The organism is Rhodoferax aquaticus (genome assembly GCF_006974105.1).
Lineage (GTDB): Bacteria > Pseudomonadota > Gammaproteobacteria > Burkholderiales > Burkholderiaceae_C > Allorhodoferax > Allorhodoferax aquaticus_A.
Genome location: NZ_CP036282.1, coordinates 2936598 through 2962690, shown reverse-complemented (window position 1 = coordinate 2962690; position 26093 = coordinate 2936598). Strand labels below are relative to the sequence as shown.

Sequence of the window (26093 nt, the reverse complement as noted above, 5' to 3'; positions counted from 1 at the left end):
CAAGGTCAAAAGGGCTGCAGCCGCCCATTCCATAAGCGCAGTTTGCTATTTAAATAATAGCGAACTGCGCGGGTCGACTCAGGCTTATTGCCGTTCGCGCTCAAAGATGGCTGCAATGCCTTGTCCACCACCAATGCACATGGTCACCAGCGCGTAGCGGCCATTGATGCGCTCCAGCTCATACAAAGCCTTCACAGTAATCACTGCGCCAGTGGCACCGATGGGGTGACCCAGCGAGATGCCGGAGCCGTTGGGGTTGACCTTGGCGGGGTCCAATCCTAGGTCTTTGGTGACCGCGCAGGCTTGGGCTGCAAATGCTTCGTTGGCTTCAATCACGTCGAGGTCGTGCACCGTCAAACCGGCTTTTTGCAAGGACAATTTGGACGCGGGCACCGGGCCTATGCCCATGTACTTGGGGTCCACGCCCGCATGGGCATAGGCCACCAAGCGGGCCAAGGGTTTGAGGCCGCGCGCCTGCGCCACGCGCTTTTCCATCAGTACCACGGCGGCCGCGGCGTCATTGATGCCGGAGGCGTTACCCGCGGTCACGGTGCCGTTTTCTTTGATGAAGACGGGCTTGAGCTTGCTCATGTCGTCGAGCTTGCAGTCGGGGCGGAAATGCTCGTCGGTAGCGTAGGCCACTTCGCCTTTTTTGCTCTTGAGCATGACAGGCGTGATTTGGCTGGTGAAGTAGCCAGCGGCTGTGGCCTTCTGGGCGCGCTGGTGGCTTTCCACGGCCAGTGCGTCTTGCTCTTCACGGCTGATGCCCCATTTGGCGGCAATGTTTTCGGCCGTGACACCCATGTGAATCGCGTGGAAGGGGTCGTGCAGGGCGCCTATCATCATGTCCACCATCTTGGTGTCACCCATGCGGGCACCCCAGCGCATGTTCAGGGAAGCAAAGGGCGCGCGGCTCATGTTTTCGGCGCCACCGCCAATGGCTACCTCGGCATCGCCCAGCAGAATGCTCTGGCTGGCGTTCACAATGGCCTGCAGGCCCGAGCCGCACAGGCGGTTCACGTTGTAAGCCGGGGTTTCCTGGGCGCAGCCGCCGTTGATGGCAGCGACGCGGCTGAGGTACATGTCCTTGGGCTCGGTGTTGACCACATGGCCGAACACAACGTGGCCCACGTCTTTGCCTTCAACATTGGCGCGGGCTAGTGATTCGCGCACCACGTGTGCAGCCAGGTCGGTGGCGGGAGTGTCTTTGAGGCTGCCCCCAAAGGTACCAATGGCGGTGCGCACAGCGCTGACGACGACGACTTCACGGGACATAGCAAACTCCTCTTGAAAAGAAATACGTAAAAAAGTGATAGGCCACGTTTAAAGCACTCCACATGCCTTGGCCATTAGCGATATACATCGCACAGTGTGCCTTGAAAAAGCGCTCAGTTTGCCCCGCAAGTTGTTCTAGAGATTGCAGCCGAAAACGCGTATGCTGGACTATGGCCCGTTTGCACACGTTCTTCGCTGCTTTTGGTAAGCGCCCAGCCGCTGCGCTGGTGTTGTTGCTGGTAGCGTTTGGAGCCAGCAGCGCGTTGGCCAAATTGCCACAGCGCAACATGACCGTAGAGTTGTGGGTGCTAAGCGAAGAGCAAGCTGCTCAGCGCTACCCCCCAAGTTCCGCCAACACCGTGCGAACACTTGCCACCCATGAAGACCTGCCAGAAGTACAAAAGGTGTTTGTCATGAATGGGGAGCGTGCACAACTCAAGCTCAACGCCGCCGTGCCAGTGCAATGGGTTAAATCCGCAGTCACGAGCTCTAGCGCATCGGCGGCAAGCAATGGCGACAGCAGCAGCACCCAAGGCCAAGGCTTGAGTCAGTCGCTGACCTGGGCTGATACCGGCCAAAGCATCAGTGCCTTGGTGCGTTGGCCCGGCGGTGCAGCACCTGCTGTCTTGGAGCTTGAAGTCGATGTGGCTAGCCTGCCCGACAACGCGCGGGGCAATCTGCCCAACCCTGGCACACAGCGTTTAGCCACCACCGTGGCCGTGCCCTTGGGCGTTTGGACCACCATCGCGGTGACCGGCGGGCGCGTGCCGGTGCAACAACCGGGTACCTACAGTGCAGGCTCCAAAGGGGCGAGCGAGCAAAAACTCATACAAGTGCGCGTGTTGGCACCATAGTGGGCTGGAATGTGCTGCCTTCAGTCGCGCACGTCACCCACGGCATGGGCACCAAAGTCCGCTCTGGCCAGGTAGGCCAAAACCTTCTTCGCAGCGTCAGCGGGGCTGCTTAACTGTCCATGGCTGTGCAGACCTTCAAAGCTCGCGCGATCCGGAAAATGCGCTGCATCCGCACCTCGCAGCTGCACTTGCATATCGGTGTCGATCACGCCCGGTGCAAGCGAACACACTTTGGCGCCGTTCGGCAGCAATGCTTCGTCCAAAGCGAGGCAGCGGGTGAAATGGTCCATGCCCGCTTTGGCCGCGCAATAGGCCGCTTGCGATGCCATAGCCCGGCGGCCTAAGCCCGAGGACACGTTCAAAATCTTGCGTGGCACTTGCCACGTTGAGGTCGCCTGCAGAAACGCGGCACACAAGGCCATGGGGGCCTCCAAGCCCACGCGTAACGCATGCGCTAGGTCGTCGGCCTGCGCCTCCCGCAGGGGCACCAAAGCAGGTATCACCCCGGCGTTGTTGATCAGCGTGGCACTGGCCCATTGCGCCTCTTGGGTGCCAACAAGCCATGCGCTCAGGCGGTGACTGGCACCCGCACTGTCGCTTAAATCTTGGCTCCATTGCACAACGGTGGCTTTGTGGGAGCTTGCCCATGTGTCCAAGCTACTTTCGGTTTTGCGTGACATGCACACCACCGTGTGGCCCGCCGCCAAAAGTTGCTGTGCCATGGCCAAGCCCATGCCGCGCGATGCGCCAGTTAAAACGAAGAGGTGTGTGCGTGGTGTGTCCATATCAGGCTCGACTAGGTAGGTGCGTCACTGTAACGGGTTCAATCGCAGCCTTGGCAAACGGTCTCTTGCGTGGCTGGCCATCCCTAGGCCCTAGACCTCTGGTGTGTGGCACACAAAGCAGAGCTTGTTGCCATCCGGGTCGCGAACATAGGCTCCGTAGTAGTCGGCATGGTACTGAGGCCGCAGACCTGGCAGGCCCTCGCAGTAGCCCCCGTTGGCTATGGCCGTGTCGTAAACAATTCTGACCGTCTCGCGATTCGGTGCCAGAAATGCCACCATTTGCCCATTGCCCGGATCGTGCGCTTGCTGGTTGTGGGGCACACCCATGAGAAACAGGGGTCTAGCCCCGTCGCCTGAATGCCAGCCTGCCCACGGGCGGCTTGTGTCGCAAAACCGCGCTTGAATACCTAAGGCAGACATCAAAGGCTCGTAGAAAGCGAGTGCCCGATCAAAGTCACTGACGCCCACAAAGATATGAGAAAACAAGTTGATCCCTTTGAGGTGGAGGGTGGAGTAAAGGGGCGGGTGCCCGAAGTCGGTCGTTCCAAGGCACCAAACCGCTGCAAGAGATGACACACATTACACAAGTTTTGCGAAACGGAACAAAGTCATCGGCGTGCAGCTAGTCCTTAGCGGTCCACGCTGGCCATGCGCTCAGGGCTGTAGCGCATGCCACTCACTTGAGCCATGGATGCTTCTAAAGCGCCCATTTCGGACGGCGTGATGGTCACCTGCAAGGCCGCCACGTTTTGCTCCAAGTATTTGCGTTGTTTGGTCCCCGGGATGGGCACGAGGTCTGAGCCCTTGTGCAAGACCCACGCCAGTGCCAGTTGTGCCGGCGTCACGCCTTTGGCTTGTGCCATGGTGTGCACGGCTTGGGCCGCGCGCATATTGGCGTCATAGTTGTCGCCTTGCAGGCGTGGGTCCAGGTGGCGAAAGTCGCTGGCGGGGTAGTCTTCAGCGCGCTTGGCGGTACCCGTTAAAAAGCCCCGCCCCAGCGGGCCAAAGGGCACCAGCCCAATGCCCAACTCGCGCAGCACGGGCAAGACATCGGCTTCCAAATTGCGCTCCCACAAGGAGTACTCGCTTTGCAGCGCGCTGATAGGGTGGGTGGCGTGTGCGCGGCGGATGTTGGCAACCCCGGCTTCTGATAGCCCCAAGTAGCGCACTTTGCCTTCCTCTACCAAGCGGGCCATGGCGCCCACCACGTCTTCAATGGGCACTTGCGGGTCGACCCGGTGTTGGTACAGCAGGTCAATCACATCGGTTTGCAAGCGCTGGAGCGAGCCTTCCACCGCAGTGCGGATGTGCTCGGGGCGGCTGTTGAGCCCTTGCACTTGCCCGTTGTTAATGGCAAAGCCAAATTTGGTAGCCAGTACCACGCCAGCGCGTCGCCCCTTAAGCGCTCGGCCCAAGAGGGTTTCGTTGGCATAGGGACCGTATTGCTCGGCCGTGTCAAAGAAGTTGATGCCCAGGTCCAGGGCCCGGTGGATGGTTTGGATGGACTCGGCCTCATCGGCCGGGCCATAGGCATCGCTCATGCCCATGCAGCCCAGGCCTATGGCGCTGACGCTTAAGCCTTGTGTGCCCAATGCGCGTTGTGGAATCTGTGGTGTAGTCATTGGGTTACCTTGGTTGTAAGAAGCACTTGTCGTATGTCGGGGAGGGCTGCTTAGGCAGCCGCCTTAGCGCGTGGCCATGGGAACACCCAGTCGCGTTGGTGCGCCACGATGGCCAGCAAGATCAGGCCCATGCCCAGCACTTGTGTGCCTTGTAGCACCAGGCGAAACACCAGCAAGTCCACGGCGATAGCCACCAAGGGGTAGATGAAGGACAGAGCCGCAATTCGTTGCGCGCTCAAGCGCTGAAACGCGGCGTACATCAGGTTGTACATGAGCCCTGTGTGCACCAGCCCTAGGGTGAGTAGCGAGGCCCATGCGGTGGGCGTGAAACTGCTGATGGAAAAATTGGCCCAAGGTGCCAGCAAGCCCACACCGAGCAAGAGCTGCAGTCCAGCAATTTGCGCCGGGGCTATGCCACTGAGCTTGCGGGTGGCCAGCGTGGCCACTGCATACAGCAGAGCAGCGGCGAGTGCCATCGCGACACCTTGCAGCATGTCTGCCTGCATGGGGCCACCCCATTGCAGCCCTGTGGTGAGGGCTACACCTAAGAGGGCCAGCACCAGCCACGGCATTTTTTGCCACTGGGGCGCCTCACCTTGCACCATCGCCGCGAGCAAGATCAAGAAGAAAGGTTGCACGTGGTACACCACGGTGGAAATGGCGATGCCGCTCAGGCGGTAGCTGGTAAACAAAAACAGCCAGTTCACGATCAAGGCCACGGCGCCCACCAGTAGCCAAGCCACTGCCCTGCGGTTCATCGGCTTCCAGCCGCGTTGCATGCTCAGCCAAATGAGCAGGGCTGCAGCGCCGATCAGGCAGCGAAACCACACCACACTCCAGGCGCTTTGGCCGCTGGCTATGACCAAAAGCCCAATGGTGCCGGATAAGGTCATCGCAAGCGCCATGCGCCAAGCACCGCCTTGGGGTAGCTGGGAGGGTTGAGTGCGTGAAAGAGTATGGGCCATAGTTGAAGAGGCTGTTGTGCGGTGATGGCGCAAGTATGGTTTGCCTTGAATGGAATAACAATTCGGTAAATAATCAAATAACTGTTGTAAAAAATTCAACAGTTGAGCGCGCCGCTGTGGTTTGTGCAGCAGGCTGCAGTACCCCAATCGGGCCACGGCAAGGAGAACTACATGGAAATGCTCAACGAGATGGCTGTGTTTTCGCAGGTGGTGGACAGCGGTGGGTTTTCTGCTGCTGCACGCCAATTGCGCCTCACCACCTCTGCAGTGAGTCGCCATGTGACGCGGCTAGAGCAGCAGCTAGGTGGGCGGCTGTTGCAGCGCACCACGCGCTCTATCAAACTCACCGAACTGGGCGCGCAGGTCTACGCGGGGTGCGCCCGCATGCTGTCAACCGCGCGCGAAGTGCATACGCTGGCGGGCAGCTACAGCGCGCGGCCTAACGGCCTGGTGCGGCTTACCGCCCCCGTGGTGTTTGGCCAGGTATGGCTGGCCCCGCGATTGCCGGGATTTTTGGCACGCTACCCCGATGTATCGGTGCAGCTGAGCTTGGTGGACCGCAATGTAGATTTGGTGGAAGACGGGGTAGACCTTGCCATTCGCATCTCGCGCGAGCTCAGCCCAACGCTGGCAGCGCGCACGGTGTGCGCCATGCGCTATGTGCTGGTGGCAAGCCCTGATTACTTGGCTACGTACGGTGTGCCCGCCCATCCCGCTGACCTGCAAACCCACGCCTGCATCTACCTAGGCTATGGTGCCTATGGAGACACGTGGACCTTGCACCCATTGGCGCAGGGCGCAGATGCCAAGACGCCACCCAAAGGCAAGGCCACAGGCCAAGGTAAGGGCAAGCGCTCGGAGTCTGTCGCACTAGACGACACCGTGCAGGTCAAGGTGGCCAGCCGCGCCGCGGTGAACAACAGCGCGGCCATCATGGCCATGGTCCAGGCCCATGGCGGCATAGGCTTGGTGCCAGACTTCAGTGCGCAAGCGGCACTGGCCAGTGGTGCGGTCCATCATGTCTTGCCCGATTGGGCGATGGGTGAGCCCTACACCGGCACGGTGTATGCGGTGTACACGCCGGGGCCGCATCTGCCTCTGAAAACGCGAGCCCTGATTGACTACCTGGTAGCGTAGTGGGGCGCTCGCGCAAAGCACCCTCTGTTTAGGTCGCGCTGCGCCGGGTGTGCGCCGCTTTGGCGTATGCAGCGCGGTCAAGGTCCACAATTTCCACGCTGATTTGCACATCCATATGGTCGGGTACAGAGTACTGGGCCTCAATGGCTGCAAGTACCGCCTCGGACAACTGGCGTTTGATCTCCGCATTACGGCCACTCAGAATCGCCAGCTTGCCGTGGATAAAGCCACGCAAGCCATCGCCTGCTGTGCCTACGGCAAATGCTTCCAAAGGAATCGCACGGCTTTTGATGTCAATCTCCGCGCCAAACTGCCCCGAGGCAAACAGGGCTTGGTTGGCAGCCCGCAGCAGCGCTTGGGCGTCCAGGGCTGGCAGGTTGGTGGTGTGTTCTAGGGTGAAGTGGGGCATGGCTGAGGTGTGGCAAGGTGGGCAAAAACGTTGACGGCCCGTCAACTACGATACCGTCACTGTTTATACCCTGTGCCCGTGTCTATCACCCCGCAAACCCTATGCAAACCAAAAACGCGCTCCTTGTCATCGATATGCAAACCGAGTGGCTGCAGCCCAGCGCCGGGCGCTTTGATTTGGAGGGCGTGTTGGCGCGCATCAACCAAGTAGCGCAGCACTACCGTGCGCGTGGCGACGCCGTGGTATTTGTGCGCCACAAGAATGAAGAGGCACCTGTGGGCAGCCCAGGCTGGCAAATTGATGCACGTTTGCCAGTGCTGCCCACGGACCATGTGGTGGACAAATCGGCTTGCGATTCCTTCGTGCAGACCACGCTATCCGCTCTTTTGCAGGGGTTGGGCGTGGGTCACATCACCATCAGCGGCATGGCAACTGAGTTTTGTGTGGACAGCACCGTGCGCGCGGCCCTGTCTGCGGGCTTTGATGTCACGGCATTGGCCGACGGCCACACCACAGGAGATCGGCCCCACCTCAGTGCCCAGGCCATCGTCACCCACCACAACTGGGTGTGGACCCATTTAGCTCCGCCCGCGGGCCGGGTGCTACGGGTGCTGACCACTAGCGAAGTGTTGAGCAACGCTGTGCCGGTTCCCTCGCAATAGACCTCGTGCGACCCAGTCGGTGTGTGCGAAAACCTGCTTGCAGAAGGCGAGGTTTTGGCGCCCAATACGTACTTTATTGAGGGCGCTCAAGCACTGGTCGTAGACCATGCCGCGTCACGCACAGAGACTTATGGACACATTGAGCTTGGCATCAGTAACTCAGTCTGCCGCGCGCTGGCTTCTGTGTGCTGCGCTACAAACATGTGGGCTTAGTGCTTTAGCGCAGACCTTGCCTTTGGCCGCAACCGATTGGCCCCCGTTTGAGTTTGCTGACGCCCAAGGCATGGCAACCGGCGCAGATACCGAAGTCATCCAAGCCGCATTCGAGCGCATGCAACTGAGCGCCAGTATCCGTATTCAACCGTGGGCGCGGGTAGAGCAGCAGGGGGCCAAGGGAGAGTTCGCCGCTATTTACAGCGTGATCAAAACCCCGGAGCGTATGCAAAACTTTGTGTTTTCAGACCCCATTAGCAGTTCCAAAATGGTGTTCTTCAAGCGCAAGAGCCAAGCCCTGCAATGGCAGTCGTTGGCAGATTTGAGCGCCTACACCGTTGGTATATCGGCGGGTTTTGCTTACCCTGAGGTATTCACTCAAGCCGTGCAGGCCAAGCAGTTCAAAGCGGTGGTGCCGTCGTATGGGGCCTCTGCTGATTTGTCTAGCCTGAAAGGCCTGCAAAGAGGGGTTGTCGATGTAGTTATTTGCGAACTTAGTGTGTGCCAATACCTCATCAAAACCCATGCCACAGACCTGACTGGCATAGACCACATGCCCACGCTCATTGGCACCGAGTTGCCCATGTATTTGGCTTTCTCAAAAAACTGGCCCCGGGCAGAAGCGCTGGCCCATGAGTTCAATCTGGCACTTGCCAAAGTCACGTCGAGTGGCGCACGCAAAAAGATCTACAAAAAATACGGTATGCAATCGGAGTGAACTCTGTCGCTTGAGTTAAGGCAGTGGCACCGCCCCGGGGGCACGGTGATCAGGTGCCCCCCCCATTTGCGTCAAGCCCACAGCATCGCCCAATGACTTTTTGAGGCGTACCGAGTTGGGGTTGAGCGGGTGCGCCGTAGCGGGGCTGGGCATGGCCGCTATAGCTGCGGCGCTGAGGTGTTCACGGGGGTGTGGCATTGCTTCTCCCTATGGTGGTTTTGTTGCTATGGTTTGTGTAGCTGCTTGCGCTTATTCCATGGGCGCAACAGGCACTTTTCCCCTGAATTCAAATATCTGCGCCTTCAATCAGAAACTTCACTTTGCGCACGCCTTGCCATTCGTCTGCGTCTAAGCGAAAGGCCAGCGTCACTTTGGGGGGCAGGGGGTCTGTGTGGCCAAACCAAATGCCGTCTACCGGCTCGCCTTGGTGCTTGAGCTTGAGCGCCAAATGCTTTTCGCCCACCAAGCGCTGCGACACCACTTCCAACTCTTCGCTAAACGTGGGGGCTGCAAAGCCTTGGCCCCACACTTCTTTGTGCAAGGTGTCCACCAGGTCGACCCGGCGGTACTCAGGGGCCAAGGGGCCGTCGGTTTCTAGGCGGCGGGTGAGGGTGGCTTCGTCTAACCACTCTTGGGCGACTTCGTTCAGGCCTTGTTCAAAGTCGTCAAAGTGCTCTTCGGCAATGGTGCATCCTGCGGCCATGGCGTGGCCGCCAAAGCGCAGCAGCACGCCGGGGTAGCGCTTGGCTACCAAGTCGAGTGCGTCGCGCAAATGAAAGCCGGGGATGGACCGGCCCGAGCCCTTGAGCTCATGTTCTTTGCCCGGTGCGGCGCTGGCGGCAAACACAAAGCTGGGGCGGTGCAACTTGTCTTTGATGCGGCTGGCCACAATGCCCACCACACCTTCGTGGAAGTCGGGGTCAAACACGCAAACGGCCGGTGGCGGCTCGTCGCCCTCGTCAAACAAGCCTTCCACAATGTGCATGGCTTGCTCGCGCATATCGCCTTCAATGACACGGCGCTCGCGGTTGATGTTGTCTAGTGCCTTGGCCAATTCGTCGGCACGCCCAGCATCGTCGGTCAGCAAGCATTCAATGCCCAAGGTCATGTCGCTCAAGCGGCCTGCGGCATTGATGCGTGGCCCCAAGGCAAAGCCAAAGTCAAAGGTGGTGGCGACATTCGCCTTGCGTCCAGCTGCTATAAAAAGACTAGCTAGTCCCGCAGGCATAGCCAGCGCGCGCACGCGTTTGAGGCCTTGGGCCACGATGCGGCGGTTGTTGGCATCCAGCTTCACCACATCGGCCACGGTGCCCAGCGCCACCAGCGGCAGCAGGACGTCTAACTTGGGTTGGCTGGCGGCATCAAACACGCCACGCTGGCGCAGTTCGCTGCGCAGTGCCATCAGCACGTAAAACATGACCCCCACGCCTGCGATGGACTTGCTCTCAAATGGGCAGCCGGGTTGGTTGGGGTTGACGATCACATCTGCATCTGGGAGCAAAACGGCCCCCACGTTCGGCACTGCCGTGTCCTCACTGCCCCCCGAGGGGGCGTGCCCCGCCTGGGGGCGGCCCGGCGACGGTGCTGCTGCCGGCAAGTGGTGGTCGGTCACCAGCACCTGCAGGCCCAGGCGCTTGGCATGGGCCACGCCGTCTAGGCTGGCAATGCCGTTGTCTACGGTAATCAGTACATCAGCGCCTTGGTCCTTCACGCGCTGGGCAATCGGGGCGGTCAGGCCATAGCCATCCACCACGCGGTCTGGCACCAGGTAGCTCACATGCTTGGCGCCCAGCAAACGCAGGCCGCGCACGGCCACGGCGCATGCGGTGGCGCCGTCGCAGTCGTAGTCCGCCACTACGCACAGGCGCAAGTTGTTAGCAATAGCATCGGCTAGCAAGACGGCTGCGCGGTCGGCCCCTAGCAGGGTGGTGGGCGGCAGCAGTTTGGCCAGGGCGTCGTTCAGTTCTTCGTTGCTAGTGACGCCCCGTGCGGCGTACAGCCGCGCCAAGAGCGGGTGCACACCCGCTTGCTCAAGCGCCCACACGCTACGGGGAGGAATGTCACGGGGAATAATGTTCATAGGCTTTGCAAAATCGATAAGGTCTTGGGGGTGCGCCAAGTGCGGGCGAGGCGGGCCCAGGCGCTCAGGGGCTGGGTGCTGTAGCTGTGGGCGCTTAGCTCGCCACACATGGTGAGCTGCACGGCTTGGCCGCTTTGTGCAGCGGCCAGCAGCGGTGCCAGCTCTTGCGCGTCTAGGGTATGCCAAGCAGCCAGCCAAGCTTGCGCGTGGTCTTGCTGGGCAGGGCGGCGTAGGGTGTCCACCACGCGCACGGCTTGCGCTTGGACGTTCGCGTGCGCTGGCAGATCACCGGTGCCGCTGACCCAAAACGAGTTCACGATGGCTTGCCGGCGCGCACTGCGGGCGTCGTTCAAGGGGTGGGTGTAGAGCAGCATTTGCATTTCATTTTGCAAACGGCGCAGCGTTTTGGCCTGCGCTTGGCGGGGCATCCACGCATCCACCGACTTGCCGTGTACCCGCTCCACGCTGGCCGTGGGCAGTCGCTTGAACACCTCGCCCTCGGCCAGCCAGGTGTTGGTGGTGAAGGGGTGCAGGCGGATGCCATCTTCCAAAAAGTAGGCTTGCATAGCAGCCATAAAGGCGCTGGACTCTTCGTCGCTCAAGCCCAAGTCCTCAGGCGCGGCCATAGACACATGGTCGGCATGAATTTGCCAGTGGCAGGGCGTAATGTGCGCCCAGGCTGCTGAAGGCTTGCCGGACGTGAGGCCCAAGCGCTGCGCGTCCCAAGCCGCCCACGGGATCAGGCCATCGTCGGCTGGCATGCCCATGGCCCTTGCTTGCACGTGCTCGGCAACGGCGCAGAGGCTCTCAGGCGCCAGTTGCACAGCGGGCAGGGGCGAGAGCACACGCAGCAGCGCCGTCAATTGGGGCAGCTGTAGCTGCGCCATAGCGGCACGGCATGCGTCGCTATCTGGGGCTGCATAAGGAATCAGGAGGTGCATGGGGCCGAATTGTCCTGTGAAATGGATAGGCGCATGCTGTGCAAGTTAAGCCCGGGGTCGCTGGGGTTGGGTTCCATTGCATCGGCAGCTTCGGTAAAGCCAGCTGATTGGTAAAGCTGGCGCGCTTGGGTGTTTGCGGCCGCCACCAGCAGAGTCAGCGCATCGGCATGCACGCTGCGCGCATAGTCCACGACCGCCTGAATGAGCCGCTTGCCCAGCCCTTGGCCTCTGTGCGACGGTGCCACCCACATAGCCACCACCAGCACTTCGCGTTCTTGGAGAACCGCGCCGCACATTCCTACGGGCGTTGCGCCGTCATGCGCGATGAAGTACTTGGGTGGCGTTTGGTGCGCCGCGCGCATTTGCCAATCGAGGTCTGAGTATTGGGCGGCGTCTTGTAGGGTCAAAAGAAAGGCGCGCGGTGCTTCGCGCAACGATTGCAGTCGCACAGATTTCAGCGCGGGCCAGTCGTGCGCTTGCGTGGCAGTGATGAACGTGGGCATGGGGCTAGGGTGGTGTGCAGCCAGCTTACCATTCTCGCAAGAGGGGGGGGCCTAGCGTGCCACGCCTGTTTCCAGCGAGAACAGCGCAAACTCGTCGCGCTGCTTGGCGGACACGGCGGCCCAAAAGCCCAAGCCTTGTGCATTAGTTTTGAACACCAATACATGGCACATGGGGATGGCCTGTGCCTGCAGACCCGCCAGTCCAGCGTGCAGCAACTGCTTGCCCACACCCCGGCGTTTGCAGGCGGGCGACACGACCAAGTGGTGGATAAACCCGCGGCGCCCATCGTGGCCACACAAAATGGTGCCCACTAGCGCATGCCCTTGGTAGGCGGCATAGCTCAAGCCCTCGTTCCTTTGCAAAAAACGCTCGATGGGGCCGCGCTCGTCAGACGTGTTGATAGGGGTGCTCGATGTGTGCCACAGGGCGATGGCAGCGTCATAGTCGCTGGGTTGAAACACTTTGAGGCTAATGTCCATGGTGCAAACTGCGGTAGGGGGAAAGATGTTTATCAGAGCTGCAGCATAGCCAATCCCCTGCGGGCACTGGCTAACAAACCGGCAGGCCAATCCCGCTTACCATTGCGCACCTCTCACATACGCCCATGAAAATTCCTTTTCTTCAGCACATTCCTTACGAACTTTTGATTGGCTGGCGCTACACGCGTGCAGGCCGGTCTACGCGGCGCAATGGGTTTATCTCGTTCATCTCGGGCGTGTCCATGCTGGGCATTGCGCTGGGGGTGGCAGCGCTCATCATTGTGCTGAGCGTGATGAACGGCTTTCAAAAGGAAGTGCGTGACCGCATGCTGGGTGTGGTGTCGCACATCGAAATCTACGCTGCAGGCGGCCAAGCCTTGGCCGATGTGAGCCAAACCATCGCCCAAGCCAAGGCCAACCCACAAGTGATGGGTGCTGCACCTTTTATAGCGGCCCAAGCCCTGCTGGCGCGCGGTGAAGATATGAAAGGCGTCATGGTGCGTGGTATTGACCCCGCCTTGGAGCATGAAGTCACCGACTTGTCGAGCGCAGCCCAATCGGGCGTGCTGAGCAAGCTGGTGCCTGGCGAGTTTGGTGTGGTGCTGGGCGCAGAGCTGGCCCGCAGCCTGGGCGTGCGCGAGGGCGACAAAGTGACCTTGGTAGCTCCCAGTGGCCAAGTCACCCCCGCCGGTGTGGTGCCGCGCTTGAAGCAAATGTCGGTGGTGGGACTGTTTGACTCAGGCCACTACGAGTACGACTCGGCCATGGCCTTTGTGCATTGGCAAGATGCGGCCAAAGTGTTCCGCTTGGAAGGCCCATCGGGCATACGCCTGAAGCTGCACGACCTGCACCAAGCCCGCCAAGTGGCCGAAGAGCTAAGCCGCACCATGACAGGCGACCTGTACCTGCGCGACTGGACCCGCCAAAACCGCACATGGTTTGCTGCCGTGCAGGTAGAAAAACGCATGATGTTCATCATCCTCACGCTCATCGTGGCGGTGGCCGCATTCAACTTGGTGAGTACCTTGGTGATGACGGTGACCGACAAGCGGGCTGACATTGCCATCCTGCGCACCCTGGGCGCAAGCCCCGGCAGCATCATGGGCATTTTTGTGGTGCAAGGTGCCATGGTTGGGGTGATTGGCACCTTGGCCGGGCTGCTGTTGGGGCTGGGCATTGCCTACAACATTGACGTGATCGTGCCCGCGCTAGAACAGGCCTTGGGGGCCAGCTTTTTGCCCAAAGACATTTACCTGATCAGCCGCATGCCGAGCGACCCGCAGCAGGGCGACATCGTGCCCATTGCGGTCATTGCGCTGGTGCTGGCCTTTGTGGCCACGCTGTACCCCAGCTGGCGTGCGTCCCAAGTTAACCCCGCAGAGGCTTTGCGTTATGAGTGAGATGACCCCAACCCGCCCCGAAGCCTTTGGCGCTGCGCACTACCGCATGGTGGCCGAGATGGCGGGCACCCCCCAGCCAGTGCCATCGACCGAAGTGGTGCTCCGCGCCCAAGGGCTCACCAAGCGCTTTACCGAAGGCCGCCTAGACCTGACCGTGCTGCATGGCGTAGATCTGCAAGTGCACCGTGGTGAAACGCTGGCCATTGTGGGTGCCTCAGGCTCTGGCAAAAGCACGCTGCTGCATTTGATGGGCGGGCTTGATGCACCTACCAGCGGCTCGGTGGAGCTGCTGGGCCAGCCCTTGGCAGGCCGCAGCGCCGCAGAGCAGGGGCGTCTGCGCAATAAGCACCTGGGCTTTGTGTACCAGTTTCACCACCTGCTGCCTGAATTCAGTGCGCTCGACAATGTGGCCATGCCATTGACCATTCGGCGTGTAGCGCCCGCTGATGCAGCGCAAGCAGCTATGAATATGCTAGCGTTGGTGGGCTTGAAAGACCGGGTGCACCACCGCCCCGCAGAGCTGTCGGGTGGCGAACGCCAACGCGTAGCCATCGCCCGCGCTTTGGTCACCAACCCCGACTGCGTGCTGGCCGATGAGCCCACCGGCAACCTGGACCGCAGCACCGCCGATGGCGTGTTCGAGCTCATGCTAGAACTCGCCCGCGCCCAAGGCACCGCCTTCGTCCTAGTCACCCACGACACCACCTTAGCCGCCCGCTGCACCCGCCAGTTGACCCTGGTGTCGGGGCGGTTGGGGCGACTTACTTAACTTGGATTCTGTTGTGCATGGTTTCCCTGTGCGCGTTAGTCTGTCGTTCGTTTTGAGTTTTTGCAGATGAACTAATAAAAATCCCCCAATTGATGCCATGCTTCTTGATCTAACTAGGCGTTTGATTCTAGTTGCGAAACTTGTTTAGCCATTTGAGATTTTTAAGCGGAAGCCATTTTTTAATAATAAAAATTGCTTTCAATAGTTATTCGCGCAAATATAAATTTTGCATATTTGTTTTTTGTGCTGCGCATCTTTTTTTCGGAATATAAAAATTCTGTGTTTTGCAAGTTTTGGCTATTTTTATTTGGTGTATTTGATTCTGTTACTTTGTTGGAAATTTATGGAAATCGATAATGTTATTCTTTTGTAAATTATTTGTTGTGAAGCTATGAATATTTTTTACAAGTTGATTGCTTATACGTTTTTCCTTGCAAGCCACTTTTGCTGGGCTCAGCCGATCGAGGCGCGCGTAGCTTTGGTGATTGGAAATTCATCATATAAAAATGCGCCTCTGAAGAACCCAGCAAATGACTCTCATGACATGGCAAAAAAGCTTGGTAGCCTAGGTTTTTACGTTGTTGAACGCAAAGATTTAACCATTAGGCAAATCGGCGCTACTTTGCGAGAGTTTGGTTCAAAGTTGACGCCAGGTGGTGTAGCGCTGGTTTTTTATGCTGGACACGGACTACAAATAAAGGGCAAAAATTATTTTCCTGCAGTTGATGCGGATATTAATGGTGAGGAAGATGTTCCAAATCAAAGTCTCTCAACTGAGCAAATAATGGATACCTTGGCGGATGCAAAGACAAGATTGAATTTGGTGTTCCTAGATGCGTGTCGAGATAATCCATTTGCACGCGGTTTCCGTTCATCGTCTCGTGGATTGTCGAGAGAGTCCGCGCCGTCTGGAACTTTAGTATCTTTTGCAACGCGACCAGGTAGCGTTGCATCCGACGGCGATGGTAGGAATGGACTCTACACCGGGGTCTTATTGCGCGAAATGGCAAATGTGAACATGCCTATTGAACAGCTTCTAAAGAAGGTGGTCGGCGGAGTAAAGCAGGCATCTGCCAATCAGCAAGAGCCTTGGATGGAGGGGAGCATAGAGGGTGATTTTTGTTTTGCGTTATGTGGTCCCGATGGCTCTAGTTCTGCAGATGATCATGCGCTATGGGGTTATGTCAAGGATAGTAATAATATTTCTGACTTTAATTCTTATATTGAAAAATTTCCAGCGGGTTTATTTGTTGCTATCGCGAAGAATAGAGTGTTAGCTCTGGAGCGCATTAATTTGGATCGCTTGCAAACCCTTAATAAGAGCGCCGCAAGTAGTACTGAGCCACCAAGCAAATATATTGTGCAGCCATCTTCAAAACCGAAGGAAAATCTCGTATTTTTGGAAGAGTCAACCAAGAATAGTTGGTCAAACAAGACCATTAAGGACTGCTTCGAATGTCCCGAAGTAGTTCTTTTGTCTGGCGGGAAATATGTAATGGGAGTTGACGATGGTTCAAATGCAGCTCCAGCTCATACGGTGACCGTTGGTGCATTTGGGATTGGCAAAATAGAGGTCACTCAGAGTCAATGGCAGTATATTATGGGAAGTAATCCTAGCCGTTTTAAGACTGTGGGTGTTGACTTGCCTGTCGAAAATATTAGTTGGAATGATGCAAAAACATTCGTTAAAAAACTAAGCGCGAAGACCGGGAAGAAATATCGTTTGCCAACAGAGGCTGAGTGGGAATACTCTGCGAGAGCTAATGCTTTGGGAAAGTGGAGCTATGGTGATGACGAAGATCGATTGGGTGAATTTGCTTGGTACGGTGCCAACAGTGGTGGTATGTCTCATCCTGTTTCTCAGAAAAGGCCAAATAATTTCGGTCTGTTTGATATGTATGGAAATGTAGAGGAATGGGTTGAGGATTGTTATCATCCAGACTATGCTGATGCACCAACGGATGGTACTGCCTGGTTAATCGATTGCAAGAGTGATTATCGCGTGCGCCGCGGCGGTAGCTGGGGGTATGACGCTAAAGAAATGCTGGCTTCATCGCGGTCGCATGCTGCTCCTGGGTTTGCTCGGCACTATTTGGGTATACGTGTTGCACGCGACTTGAATTAGTCCATATTGTTTCTGTTGCTAGTAGTTTTGTGACGCGCTGGCTCGTAATGATCCAACGAAGCTTTGCAAAAAAATTATTTTAGAAAATATGTGATTAACCTAGATTTGCAATTTGTATAGTGAATTTGGCTGAGTTGGCTTTTGTATATTCAAGGAGTAGCTGCAAGCGCCGCGCGCAAGGTCTCCACACACATGCTAGCGTTGGTGGGTTTGAAAGACCGCGTGCACCACCGCCCCGCAGAGCTGTCGGGTGGCGAACGCCAACGCGTAGCCATCGCCCGCGCCTTGGTCACCAACCCTGACTGCGTGCTGGCCGATGAGCCCACCGGCAACCTGGACCGCAGCACCGCCGATGGCGTGTTCGAGCTCATGCTAGAACTCGCCCGCGCCCAAGGCACCGCCTTCGTCCTAGTCACCCACGACACCACCTTAGCCGCGCGCTGCACCCGCCAGCTGACGCTGGTGTCGGGGCGGTTGGGGCGGATGGGGTGAGCTTGCTGTGAGTTCGCCACATTGCGTAGGCAGGGGCTGCGCGATCAATAGTCGCCGCCTCGCTGATCTTGGAACCATGCGGCAGCTCCTAGCATTCCAGCATCGGCGCCCAGCGTGGCCCGCTCAACACGCACGTGGTACACCGCTGGATATCGATGCAATGCCGACTCAATCCAGTTGAGCATGTTCGGGGCGAGCCCCACACTCCCACCCAATACAAGCACTTGAAGGTCCAACTGCGCATGCGCGCTGGCAATTGCACTGGCAACTGCATGGGAGGCCCGTTGCACGATGTCCAACGCAAGGGCATCTCCGCCACGGGCACTGTCTAGCAATTCGCTGCTGGTCATGCTGCGACCGAATCGATGACTGGCTTGTCGTGCCAAGGCCGTACCCGACGCAATGGCTTCCAAACAGCCCAAGCGTCCACACCCACACATGCTGGGGGCATCGATGGGAGGCACATCGATTGCAACATGCCCGATGTGACCGGCTAGGCCATGGGAGCCTTCACGCAGGGTCCCTCCTAAAACCAAGCCCCCGCCCACACCGGTAGAAAGGGTCATGAAGAGTAGATCTTGGCACGATGCCTTGCGTAGACAGTATTCTCCCCACGCAGCGGCCTGCGCGTCGTTGATGGCTACGACCGGCGCTCCCAGTAGCTGTGCCAGACGTGGTATCAATGGGAAGCCATCCCAAAACGAGATGGTCTTGTGATTGAAGGACTGAACCCTGTCTCCGTTCACATAGCCAGTCACAGCCACTGCAATGCCGCTAGGGAGCGGTCGGCCGGTTGCCAGGCGTGCAATGGTTTGCAGGAATTCGGCCTCCGTGTCTGGCATCGGTAGCTGTCGACGGTCTATACACGCTCCGTTGACTACATGGGCGGCAGCAATTTTGGTTCCGCCAATGTCAATGGCTAGGATCACAAGTGCTCCTTTGAAATGGCATGGGTAAACCATTCGGTGATGTGCTCAATCCGAGTAATCGCTGATCCCACGGTCACACAGAAAGCGCCTTGGCGCATAGCCAAGGCAGCCTGCTGGGGTGTGCGAATGCGTCCCTCGGCGACGACGCGGCAGCCCAGTTTTGCCAAACGTGCAATCAGCGCAAAGTCTGGGTTATCGGAGTCGGTTGCTGTCTCTGCGGTGTAACCCGACAGGGTTGTTCCGATCAAGTCGCACCCCAAGCTCCAGGCCGACACAGCGTCCGCCTCGGTGGCGCAGTCCGCCATTGCAATGCATCCAGCTGTACGGCAAGCCCCCAATAGCCGACTGCAGCTCTCTGGCCTCGTGCGCAAGGTGGCGTCGAAGGCGATGATTGCTGCACCCGCGCCGCCTAGGTCCAGCACATCTTGAATCCAAGGGGTGATCCGCACAGGGGAGTCCGTGAGGTCCCTTTTAACAATACCAATGACAGGGACTGTCACCACTGCGGTAACGGCGCGCACATTGTCCACGCCCTCAACGCGAAGAGCGCAAGCACCACCTGCAACTGCTGCCTGGGCCATCGCCACGACGATGTCGGTGCGGTCCATGGCACTGCCAGGAAGGGACTGACAGGACACGACAAGGCCGCTTTCAATTTGTTTCAGTACGGTCGAATTCAGCATCATGATCCATTGGATTTGGCTAGAGGGACGATCGCCGCCCCCCGCGTTTGTTCAGACATAGGTGTGGTGGGTCAGGCTCGCCCGTAGTCGTCTTGCAGTCTGACGATGTCATCTTCACCAAGGTACTGCCCCAGCTGAACCTCGATGATCTCGAGCGGCATATCAGTCACGTTCTCCAGCCGGTGAACTTCGCCGAGTGGGATGTCAATATGCTGGCCAACACGAAGATCCCATGCGTGTGACCCCACGGTGACCCGTGCTTGGCCGTCCACTACGACCCAGTGCTCTGCACGTTGGTGGTGCTTTTGCAAGCTTAGCTTTTGCCCGGGGTGCACCAGAATCCGTTTGACTTTATTGGTTGTCCGCTCGGATACCGTCTCATACCAACCCCATGGCCTATGCATGCGTGACGCTCCCTCCCCAACGGGCAAAGGAGTTTCATTTGCTATGCGCATGGAGCAGTTGATCGTAGAGGGGGTTAGGCCATCCATTGGGGAAAGCCCAGCGCGTCTAGATTTTTCGACAACGCATTGAACTCGGCATCGCGCATCGCCACCAAGGGCAGCCGCGTAGGCCCACAGTCAATGCCCGTCAACTTCATCATGGACTTCAACGCTGGCAGAGGGCGGAACTTTTTGACCGCTTCAACCATGTGCGCAGATAGCAATTGGAGTCGCTGTGCTTGGGCATGATCCCCTTGTGCAAAAGCAGCTTGAATTTGGTGATATAGCGCCGGAGCTAGGTTGTAGGTGCTGCCGACCGCGCCGACCGCGCCAGAGGCAATGCCACTTAACAGCATTTCATCCACCCCAAAAACCATGTTGTAGCGGCCGCCCTCCAACGCTGCACACGACTGAAACTCATACAGGGTCGGTGCCGTGTATTTGATGCCGGCTAGATTTGGAATGCGAGTGCCTGCTTGTTTCAGGAACTCCACCATGTCTAGCGTCACTCCGGATAGGCCGGGGATGTGGTAGTAGTAGAAGGGCAATTTGGGTGCCGCCGCCGCGATTGCTGCCATGTTGTCGACCAGCTCTGAAACGTTGGCTGGCCGCATGTAGAACGGAGGCAGAGCAGACACCGCTGCAGCGCCAATGCTTTGCGCGTGAGCCGCCAAGTCACAAGCATCTGCCAGCGCGGTGTGTCCCACATGCGCCACTGCAGCAATGCGACCTTTGGACGCCGTGACGTAGGCTTCCAGCGTAGCTTTACGTTCTGCAGTGGACAAAGAAGAGCCCTCTCCTGTTGTGCCGCAAACAAAAATAGATTGGATTTTGTGCTTAACCAAGCGTTCGACGATGGGTGCGGTTTGCGCCAAGTTCAGACTTCCGTCTTGGTGCATAGGGGTAAAGGTGGCGGGCACCAGGCCGGTCATCCAAAATTTTTCAGACATAGGTTTCTCCAGTTAATGTGTGTGGTTAGGTAGTGGTTTAAAGAACGGAGCGCGGGTCCAACGCATCGCGCAGTCCGTCACCAATGAAGTTGATGCTCAGCACCGCCAGGGCAATCATCAGACCGGGGACGATCCAAAGCCATGGCATGCCTTCGAGGATGGATAGCGTCTGTGCGTCACGCAACATGTTTCCCCAGCTGGGTGTAGGGGCCTGCACGCCAAGTCCTAGAAATGACAGGGCGGCCTCTTGCAAAATGGCATTGGCCATGCCAAACGTTGCTGCGACGGTCACCGTACCGACGACGTTGGGCAGCAAGTGCCGATACATGATTTGAATGGGGGGCACGCCGATAGAGCGCGCTGCCAGCACAAACTGCTGCTCTCTAAAGGACAGCATCTGGCCACGTACCAGACGCGCTACACCCGGCCAAGTCAGCATCCCAATCACCAACATGGTGTTGTAAATGCTCGGACCCAGGGCGGCAGCCACAGTGATGATGATGACCATGGAAGGAAAGGCCATCACCATGTCTGTCATCCGCATGAGAAGCAAGTCGGTTCTTCCGCTGGCATACCCGGAAACACTGCCGATCAAAACACCGATCAGCGTGGAGAGGGACACGGCAACCAAGCCCACCGACATGGAAACTTGGCTGGCGTGTATCACCCGTGACCAGACATCTCGGCCTGTGGTGTCGGTGCCAAGCCAATGCGCCGCACTCGGCGCTTGGCCCATGGCTTCCAAGTTGAGGTCATTGGGTGGGTAGCGTTCAATCAATGGCGCGAAAACTGCCGCCGCGAGCATCAAGGTCAAAATCACCAAACCGAGTAGAGCCAGTCGGTGGCGCATAAAGCGCTTGCGTGCTTTGCGCATAAGGCTCTCGCCTTGAACGGTTGGCAACGACGTCGCCACAGTGGGTAGAGTGGTAGTTGTCATGGGTTTTTAGTCGTAACGGATACGGGGGTCTAGCCAACCATAGGCAATGTCTGTCAGGAGGTTGCTGGCCAATACGATGGAGGCCGACATGAGCACGTAGCCCATGATCACCGGTGAATCGCGGCCCGTGACCGCATTGATAAACATGAGGCCAATTCCTGGCCATTGGAAGATCATTTCAATAATGACGGAGCCACCAAAGAGCACGGGCAGAGACAGCCCCACCACAGTGACGACGGGGATCAAGGCGTTGCGCAAGATGTGCCGTGTGGTGACTCGGAAGCTATTGAGTCCTTTGGCACGTGCAGTGCGCACGTAGTCGTTGTTCATCACTTCCAGCACACTGGCGCGTGTATAGCGCATGAACGTGGCTGTGCGCGCTATCCCCAAGGCGAGGGCAGGCAGGACCAGGTGGCGCAGGTTGTCGATTAACGAGTATTCAGTCCCTGCAGTCACCATGCCGGAGGTTGGGAGGATCTGCAGTTGCAGCGCAAAACCGTATACCAGCACCATTCCCAGGAAAAACTCTGGAATCGATATGCCTGCAAAACCGACAAAGGTGAGTGAGTAGTCCAGCCACGAATACTGTTTCAAGGCGGAAATCACGCCAAGCGTAACGCCTAAAACGATCGCAATGAACAAGGCCACACCCATCAACTGCAGGGTCGCGGGAAGCCGTGCTGAGATGATGTCGATGACAGACTCTCCGCTCTGAAAAGAGTAGCCCAGCTTGCCTTGCAGAAGCTGCCCAACCCATCGACCATATTGCTCATAGACGGGCACATCCAGCCCCAGTTGTCCGCGGCGCAACTTGATGAGGTCTTCGGCTTGTGGGGTTTCGTTGGATATCATCGCCAGCACAGCGTCGCCGGGCATCTTGGATGCTATAAAAAACACGATCACCGTAATGCCGAACAGGATGGGAATACTGATCAACAAGCGGCGCAGGATGTAGGTGAACATAGTGTGATTTCTGCAAGTGGTGGCCAGTTGGAGAGGCAATGTGTGCTGCCCCTTCCAAATGGCTGAGATCCAGGGTTACTTGGCTTCCCACTTCTCAACTTCGTTGTAGACAGGTACGTCAAAGATCAAGTTGGGCATTTGGGCATAGTGCTCGGATGCACCCACGATGCGCTTGTTAAACGCCATCGGCCGTACTTCATACCAAAGCCAACCGCGGAACATGTCTTCGTTGAGGATCTTGGAAATTTCGCGGTAGTGCGGTGCACGCTTTTCCCGAGAGGATTCGCTGAGCGCAAGGTCGTAGAGCTCGTCGATCCGTTTGTTGCAGTAGGTAAATGCGAGTTGAGTGCCGCAGCGGCTCGTGAAAGCACCTAACGATGGATCTAGGCCTTGGCCGTTGGCGAAATAGCCCATTTCAAAGGATCCGTCTTTGTAGACTGTTTGGATCTCGGCAGGGTTGAGCAAGCGAGGAACGATATTGATACCCACCGCAGCCAGGTAGGCCTGGATGGCGGTGACGGTGTCCTTGTTGACCTGGTCCGCGTAGTAATAAATGAAATCGATCTTGCGGCTGCTGTCCCATCCGGCGGCTGCCAGCAATTGCTTGGCTTTTGCTGGGTCGTACTTGTACGGGTTCAAAGCAGGTGACTGAGCCCAAGCTGCCGGGAACATCGTGTTGGATATCTTTCCGGTGCCTTTTTTCACCGTGGCAATGATCTTTTCGCGGTCTATGGCGTACACCATGGCTTGGCGGACCCGCACATCCTTCAAATACTCTTGGGCGTGGTTGAACTGGAGGTAGGTGGGCAAGCCCGCGTCCATATTGGGGAATACGTTGAGCGTTGCCACTTTCTGAACACGCTCGATATCGCTCACTGGAACTCCTCCGCCTTCATACGACATCACGTCGATTTCGTTGGTGCTGAGCGCATTAACGATGGATGGAATGTCAGCAAATATGCGATAGATGATTCGGTCGGCTTTGGGCTTACCCAAGAAATACCCATCGTTACGCGCAACTTCGATGTATTGGTCTGGGACGTACTTCGTCCACTTGAAGGGGCCTGTCCCCACGCGGTTTTGTGTCCAGTAGCTGGCTTGCTGCAGCTCGGAGGGTTTGATCGCAGCCAGCAAATGCTTGGGAAGCATAGAAATCGATATTTGCTGCAACTCAACCCACAGTGGACGCACACCCACCAACTCCACCTTGACCGTCAGTGGGTCTACTTTCGTGACCCCCGCGAGTGAGGATGCTTTGCCGTCACGAAACTCTTGATACCCCTTGATATCCAGCAGCTTGGCCGCATACGGAGAGGCAATTGCTGGGTCGGCATAGGTGTTGAGGGAGAACACCACGTCATCCGCGGTAAATGGTTTCCCATCGTGCCACTTGACGCCCTTGCGCAGCTTGAAAATCCAAGTTTTTCCGTTGTCTGGCGTCGACCACGACTCTGCCAACAAGGCCTTGACGCCATTGCCAGTCCAGTTCACATGCGCAAGTCCCTGTAAAACCGTTTCGTCTAGGCGGCGTCCACAGGTCGTCCATAGAGGGCCGGCCATGCACCCGGTTCGGAAGGCCTGCCGAATGACCCCCGAGGTAACTTCCGAACTTTGGGCAGAAGCACCGAGCGGCGCTGCCATCAATGTGGCTAATAAGACAGCGTTGGCTGTTGCTAGAAGTGAATGACGAACTGACATGGCGTATCTCCTTTTAGTAATGGATGCTTTTTTGCCAAAAAGCGAGGGGGAACTGGTGGGTCTAGGCGTGGTGGCAGGCAGCTTGGTGCTGTGGACCTAGCGCATTGAGGTCGCGAAGCACGGGGGCCGTTTCTCGGCAAAGCTCGGTGGCCCGCCAGCAACGTGGTGCAAAGCGGCAACCTACTGGGTGGTTGGCTGGGTTCGGCACATCACCTTGCAAGGTGATGCGTTGGCGCGTTCTTTCAGTCTTAGGGTTGGGCGACGGAATGGCCGACAGCAGCGCGATGGTGTAGGGGTGCCGGGGGCTGTCAAACACCGAGTCACGCTCACCCATCTCGACGATCTGACCGGCATACATGACTGCTACCCGGTCACTGATGTAGCGAACCATTGAGAGATCATGCGAGACCATGAGGTAGGTTAGGCCCAGTTGCGCACGCAGGTCAGCCATGAGGTTCACAACCTGGGCCTGAATCGAAACATCCAGCGCGGAAATGGGTTCGTCAGCCACGATAAGGGCCGGATTCGTAGCCAGTGCCCGAGCGAGGCCGATGCGCTGGCGTTGTCCTCCGGAAAACTCGTGGGGGTAACGGTTAATGAAAGAGGGGTTGAGTCCCACCAGTTGCATCAACTCCTGCGTGCGCTCCCTCCTCTCGGGTGCGGTACCCATGCGGTGCACGTTGAGTGGCTCGATGATGATGCTGCCCACTGTCATGCGGGGGTTCAAGGAGGAATAGGGATCCTGAAACACCATTTGCATGTTTTGACGAAGCTTGCGCATGGCTTTGGGGTTGACGTCCAAAAGGTCGTGATTCTGGAAAAGAACCTTTCCTGACGTGGCCTCAAGCAGACGCAAAATGGCTAAGCCGGTGGTTGATTTTCCGCAACCACTTTCGCCCACTAAACCCAAGGTTTCGCCCCGGCGCAGGTCAAAAGAAACGCCGTCGACGGCTTTGACTGCGCCGACTTGCTTCCTGAGCATGCCCTTGTAGATGGGAAAGTGCACCTTGAGGTCTTGGACCTCTAGAAGTTTTTCGGTACTTTGTGCGTATGTCATGTCGCGACTCCAGGCATCGGGGTAGTCAAGAACTCGTCGGAACGCCAGCAACGTACGCTTCTGCCGGGGATGATTTCAGACAGGAGAGGAAGAGAATTGCTGCACTTCTCCATTGCATAAGCGCAACGTGGTGCAAAGGGGCAAGAACTTGGCTCGCGACGCAAGTCTGGCGGCATGCCCTCAATGGACTGCAGACGGCCCTGGCCTTGACCTGAGAGCTTGGGAATGGCATTGAGCAAACCCCTTGTGTAGGGGTGGAGCGGGTGCTCAAACAGCGCGTCAACAGGGGCTTGTTCGACGATGTGCCCACCATACATCACGGCGACTTTGTCGACGACGCCAGCTACCAAGGCAAGGTTGTGGCTGATCCAAATAGCAGCCATGCCCAACTGTTTTTGTAAGGTGCGAATCAGATCAACAATTTGCGCCTGAATCGTGACATCAAGGGCTGTTGTGGGTTCGTCAGCAATCAGCAAACTGGGTTTGCATGCGAGCGCCATGGCAATCATGATTCGCTGACGTTGTCCGCCTGAGAATTGGTGTGGAAAGTTGTCTATGCGCTCCTGCGGACGGGGAAGACCGACCAAGCCAAGCATTTCAATGGCGAGTTCCCGTGCAGCTTTGTTGCCAAGCGCCAGGTGGAGTTTGATTGCCTCGGTCATTTGCACTCCGACAGACAACACCGGGTTGAGTGAAGTCATCGGATCTTGAAAAATCATGGCAATGCGTTTGCCTCGTATTTTTCGCATCTCGTGCTCTGGCAGCGCAAGTAAGTCCTGCCCCTCAAACAAGGCTTTCCCACCCTCGATACGGCCTGGAGGGAAGCGGATCAGACGCATCACGGACATGACGCTCACCGATTTGCCGGAACCACTTTCGCCCACTATGGCCATTGACTCGCCCGGGTTTAAGGTGAACGAGACGCCGTTTACGGCGTGGATCGTTTGGCCATCCGAGTAAAAGCGGGTGACCAAGTTGTTGACATCAAGAAGAGCTTGCATGG

The 26093-nt window shown here is 57.6% G+C and carries 27 protein-coding genes and 1 pseudogene; 8 read left to right on the top strand and 20 right to left on the bottom strand.

What is annotated here, in order from left to right; translation table 11 throughout:
* Positions 1-84: 84 nt before the first annotated feature.
* Positions 85-1275 carry a beta-ketothiolase BktB gene (bktB, locus tag EXZ61_RS13615; protein ID WP_142812281.1) on the bottom strand — a complete coding sequence of 397 codons (1191 nt, stop codon included), beginning with the start codon at positions 1273-1275 and terminating at the stop codon, positions 85-87.
* 170 nt (positions 1276-1445) lie between these two features.
* On the opposite strand from bktB, the gene EXZ61_RS13610 reads away from it, so the two are divergent.
* Complete coding sequence (locus EXZ61_RS13610) at positions 1446-2129, top strand: hypothetical protein (protein WP_142812280.1); 684 nt, start codon at positions 1446-1448, stop codon at positions 2127-2129.
* A gap of 20 nt (positions 2130-2149) precedes the next feature.
* On the opposite strand, the gene EXZ61_RS13605 is transcribed toward EXZ61_RS13610, so the two are convergent.
* From EXZ61_RS13605 to EXZ61_RS13590, 4 genes are all read right to left on the bottom strand, one after another.
* The gene (locus tag EXZ61_RS13605; RefSeq protein ID WP_142812279.1) at positions 2150-2914 is read right to left on the bottom strand and encodes an SDR family NAD(P)-dependent oxidoreductase; all 765 of its coding nucleotides are present in this window, start codon (positions 2912-2914) and stop codon (positions 2150-2152) included.
* A 90-nt stretch (positions 2915-3004) separates the two neighbouring features.
* Positions 3005-3400, bottom strand: coding sequence for a VOC family protein (locus EXZ61_RS13600; RefSeq protein ID WP_142812278.1), 396 nt, complete (start codon positions 3398-3400; stop codon positions 3005-3007).
* Positions 3401-3543: 143 nt separating this feature from the next.
* A complete protein-coding gene (locus EXZ61_RS13595) occupies positions 3544-4536 on the bottom strand; it encodes an aldo/keto reductase (protein WP_142812277.1) in 993 nt (330 codons plus the stop codon).
* Between the two features lie 50 nt (positions 4537-4586).
* A complete protein-coding gene (locus tag EXZ61_RS13590) occupies positions 4587-5501 on the bottom strand; it encodes a DMT family transporter (protein WP_237218961.1) in 915 nt (304 codons plus the stop codon).
* A gap of 171 nt (positions 5502-5672) precedes the next feature.
* Between EXZ61_RS13590 and EXZ61_RS13585 the strand changes: the two genes are divergently transcribed.
* Entirely contained in the window at positions 5673-6638 is a 966-nt protein-coding gene (locus tag EXZ61_RS13585; RefSeq protein WP_237218960.1) for a LysR family transcriptional regulator, read from the top strand.
* A gap of 28 nt (positions 6639-6666) precedes the next feature.
* Here the strand turns inward: EXZ61_RS13585 and EXZ61_RS13580 are convergent, their stop codons facing one another.
* Positions 6667-7047: a 5-carboxymethyl-2-hydroxymuconate Delta-isomerase gene (locus tag EXZ61_RS13580; RefSeq protein ID WP_142812276.1), complete on the bottom strand. Its 381-nt coding sequence runs from the start codon at positions 7045-7047 to the stop codon at positions 6667-6669.
* Between the two features lie 101 nt (positions 7048-7148).
* On the opposite strand from EXZ61_RS13580, the gene EXZ61_RS13575 reads away from it, so the two are divergent.
* Positions 7149-7709, top strand: coding sequence for a cysteine hydrolase family protein (locus EXZ61_RS13575; RefSeq protein ID WP_142812275.1), 561 nt, complete (start codon positions 7149-7151; stop codon positions 7707-7709).
* Positions 7710-7839: 130 nt separating this feature from the next.
* A complete protein-coding gene (locus EXZ61_RS13570) occupies positions 7840-8640 on the top strand; it encodes a substrate-binding periplasmic protein (protein WP_168224766.1) in 801 nt (266 codons plus the stop codon).
* 15 nt (positions 8641-8655) lie between these two features.
* Here the strand turns inward: EXZ61_RS13570 and EXZ61_RS13565 are convergent, their stop codons facing one another.
* The 5 genes from EXZ61_RS13565 to EXZ61_RS13545 form a co-directional block, all read right to left on the bottom strand.
* Positions 8656-8838, bottom strand: coding sequence for a hypothetical protein (locus EXZ61_RS13565; RefSeq protein ID WP_142812273.1), 183 nt, complete (start codon positions 8836-8838; stop codon positions 8656-8658).
* Positions 8839-8926: 88 nt separating this feature from the next.
* A complete protein-coding gene (locus tag EXZ61_RS13560; RefSeq protein ID WP_142812272.1) occupies positions 8927-10720 on the bottom strand; it encodes a single-stranded-DNA-specific exonuclease RecJ in 1794 nt (597 codons plus the stop codon).
* Complete coding sequence (locus tag EXZ61_RS13555) at positions 10717-11661, bottom strand: phosphoglycerate mutase (RefSeq protein WP_142812271.1); 945 nt, start codon at positions 11659-11661, stop codon at positions 10717-10719. The genes EXZ61_RS13560 and EXZ61_RS13555 overlap by 4 nt, the downstream gene beginning before the upstream one ends.
* Complete coding sequence (locus EXZ61_RS13550; RefSeq protein ID WP_142812270.1) at positions 11649-12164, bottom strand: GNAT family N-acetyltransferase; 516 nt, start codon at positions 12162-12164, stop codon at positions 11649-11651. Before EXZ61_RS13550 ends, EXZ61_RS13555 begins: the two co-directional genes overlap by 13 nt.
* Before the next feature lie 51 nt (positions 12165-12215).
* A complete protein-coding gene (locus EXZ61_RS13545) occupies positions 12216-12644 on the bottom strand; it encodes a GNAT family N-acetyltransferase (protein ID WP_142812269.1) in 429 nt (142 codons plus the stop codon).
* Positions 12645-12769: 125 nt separating this feature from the next.
* Between EXZ61_RS13545 and EXZ61_RS13540 the strand changes: the two genes are divergently transcribed.
* The 4 genes and pseudogenes from EXZ61_RS13540 to EXZ61_RS13525 all read left to right on the top strand — a co-directional run.
* On the top strand, positions 12770-14044 hold the full coding sequence (locus EXZ61_RS13540; RefSeq protein ID WP_142812268.1) for a lipoprotein-releasing ABC transporter permease subunit: 1275 nt from the start codon (positions 12770-12772) through the stop codon (positions 14042-14044).
* 58 nt (positions 14045-14102) lie between these two features.
* On the top strand, positions 14103-14813 hold the full coding sequence (gene lolD / locus EXZ61_RS13535; protein WP_142814245.1) for a lipoprotein-releasing ABC transporter ATP-binding protein LolD: 711 nt from the start codon (positions 14103-14105) through the stop codon (positions 14811-14813).
* Positions 14814-15204: 391 nt separating this feature from the next.
* Complete coding sequence (locus tag EXZ61_RS13530; protein WP_142812267.1) at positions 15205-16938, top strand: SUMF1/EgtB/PvdO family nonheme iron enzyme; 1734 nt, start codon at positions 15205-15207, stop codon at positions 16936-16938.
* Between the two features lie 192 nt (positions 16939-17130).
* A pseudogene (locus EXZ61_RS13525) lies at positions 17131-17430 on the top strand (ABC transporter ATP-binding protein); the annotation flags it as partial.
* Positions 17431-17474: 44 nt separating this feature from the next.
* Here EXZ61_RS13525 and EXZ61_RS13520 read toward each other — a convergent pair.
* From EXZ61_RS13520 to EXZ61_RS13480, 9 genes are all read right to left on the bottom strand, one after another.
* The gene (locus EXZ61_RS13520; protein WP_168224765.1) at positions 17475-18359 is read right to left on the bottom strand and encodes an ROK family protein; all 885 of its coding nucleotides are present in this window, start codon (positions 18357-18359) and stop codon (positions 17475-17477) included.
* Entirely contained in the window at positions 18356-19045 is a 690-nt protein-coding gene (locus tag EXZ61_RS13515; protein ID WP_142812265.1) for an N-acetylmannosamine-6-phosphate 2-epimerase, read from the bottom strand. Before EXZ61_RS13515 ends, EXZ61_RS13520 begins: the two co-directional genes overlap by 4 nt.
* Positions 19046-19113: 68 nt before the next feature.
* A complete protein-coding gene (locus EXZ61_RS13510; protein ID WP_342590551.1) occupies positions 19114-19446 on the bottom strand; it encodes a phosphomannose isomerase type II C-terminal cupin domain in 333 nt (110 codons plus the stop codon).
* 74 nt (positions 19447-19520) lie between these two features.
* Complete coding sequence (locus EXZ61_RS13505; protein WP_142812263.1) at positions 19521-20435, bottom strand: dihydrodipicolinate synthase family protein; 915 nt, start codon at positions 20433-20435, stop codon at positions 19521-19523.
* A 37-nt stretch (positions 20436-20472) separates the two neighbouring features.
* Positions 20473-21372: an oligopeptide ABC transporter permease gene (gene opp4C / locus EXZ61_RS13500; protein WP_201799080.1), complete on the bottom strand. Its 900-nt coding sequence runs from the start codon at positions 21370-21372 to the stop codon at positions 20473-20475.
* Positions 21373-21378: 6 nt separating this feature from the next.
* Positions 21379-22335, bottom strand: coding sequence for an ABC transporter permease (locus tag EXZ61_RS13495; RefSeq protein WP_142812262.1), 957 nt, complete (start codon positions 22333-22335; stop codon positions 21379-21381).
* A gap of 75 nt (positions 22336-22410) precedes the next feature.
* The gene (locus EXZ61_RS13490; RefSeq protein WP_142812261.1) at positions 22411-24033 is read right to left on the bottom strand and encodes an ABC transporter substrate-binding protein; all 1623 of its coding nucleotides are present in this window, start codon (positions 24031-24033) and stop codon (positions 22411-22413) included.
* A 61-nt stretch (positions 24034-24094) separates the two neighbouring features.
* Entirely contained in the window at positions 24095-25090 is a 996-nt protein-coding gene (locus tag EXZ61_RS13485) for an ABC transporter ATP-binding protein (protein ID WP_142812260.1), read from the bottom strand.
* Complete coding sequence (locus EXZ61_RS13480) at positions 25087-26091, bottom strand: ABC transporter ATP-binding protein (protein WP_142812259.1); 1005 nt, start codon at positions 26089-26091, stop codon at positions 25087-25089. The genes EXZ61_RS13485 and EXZ61_RS13480 overlap by 4 nt, the downstream gene beginning before the upstream one ends.
* Between the last annotated feature and the right edge of the window lie 2 nt (positions 26092-26093).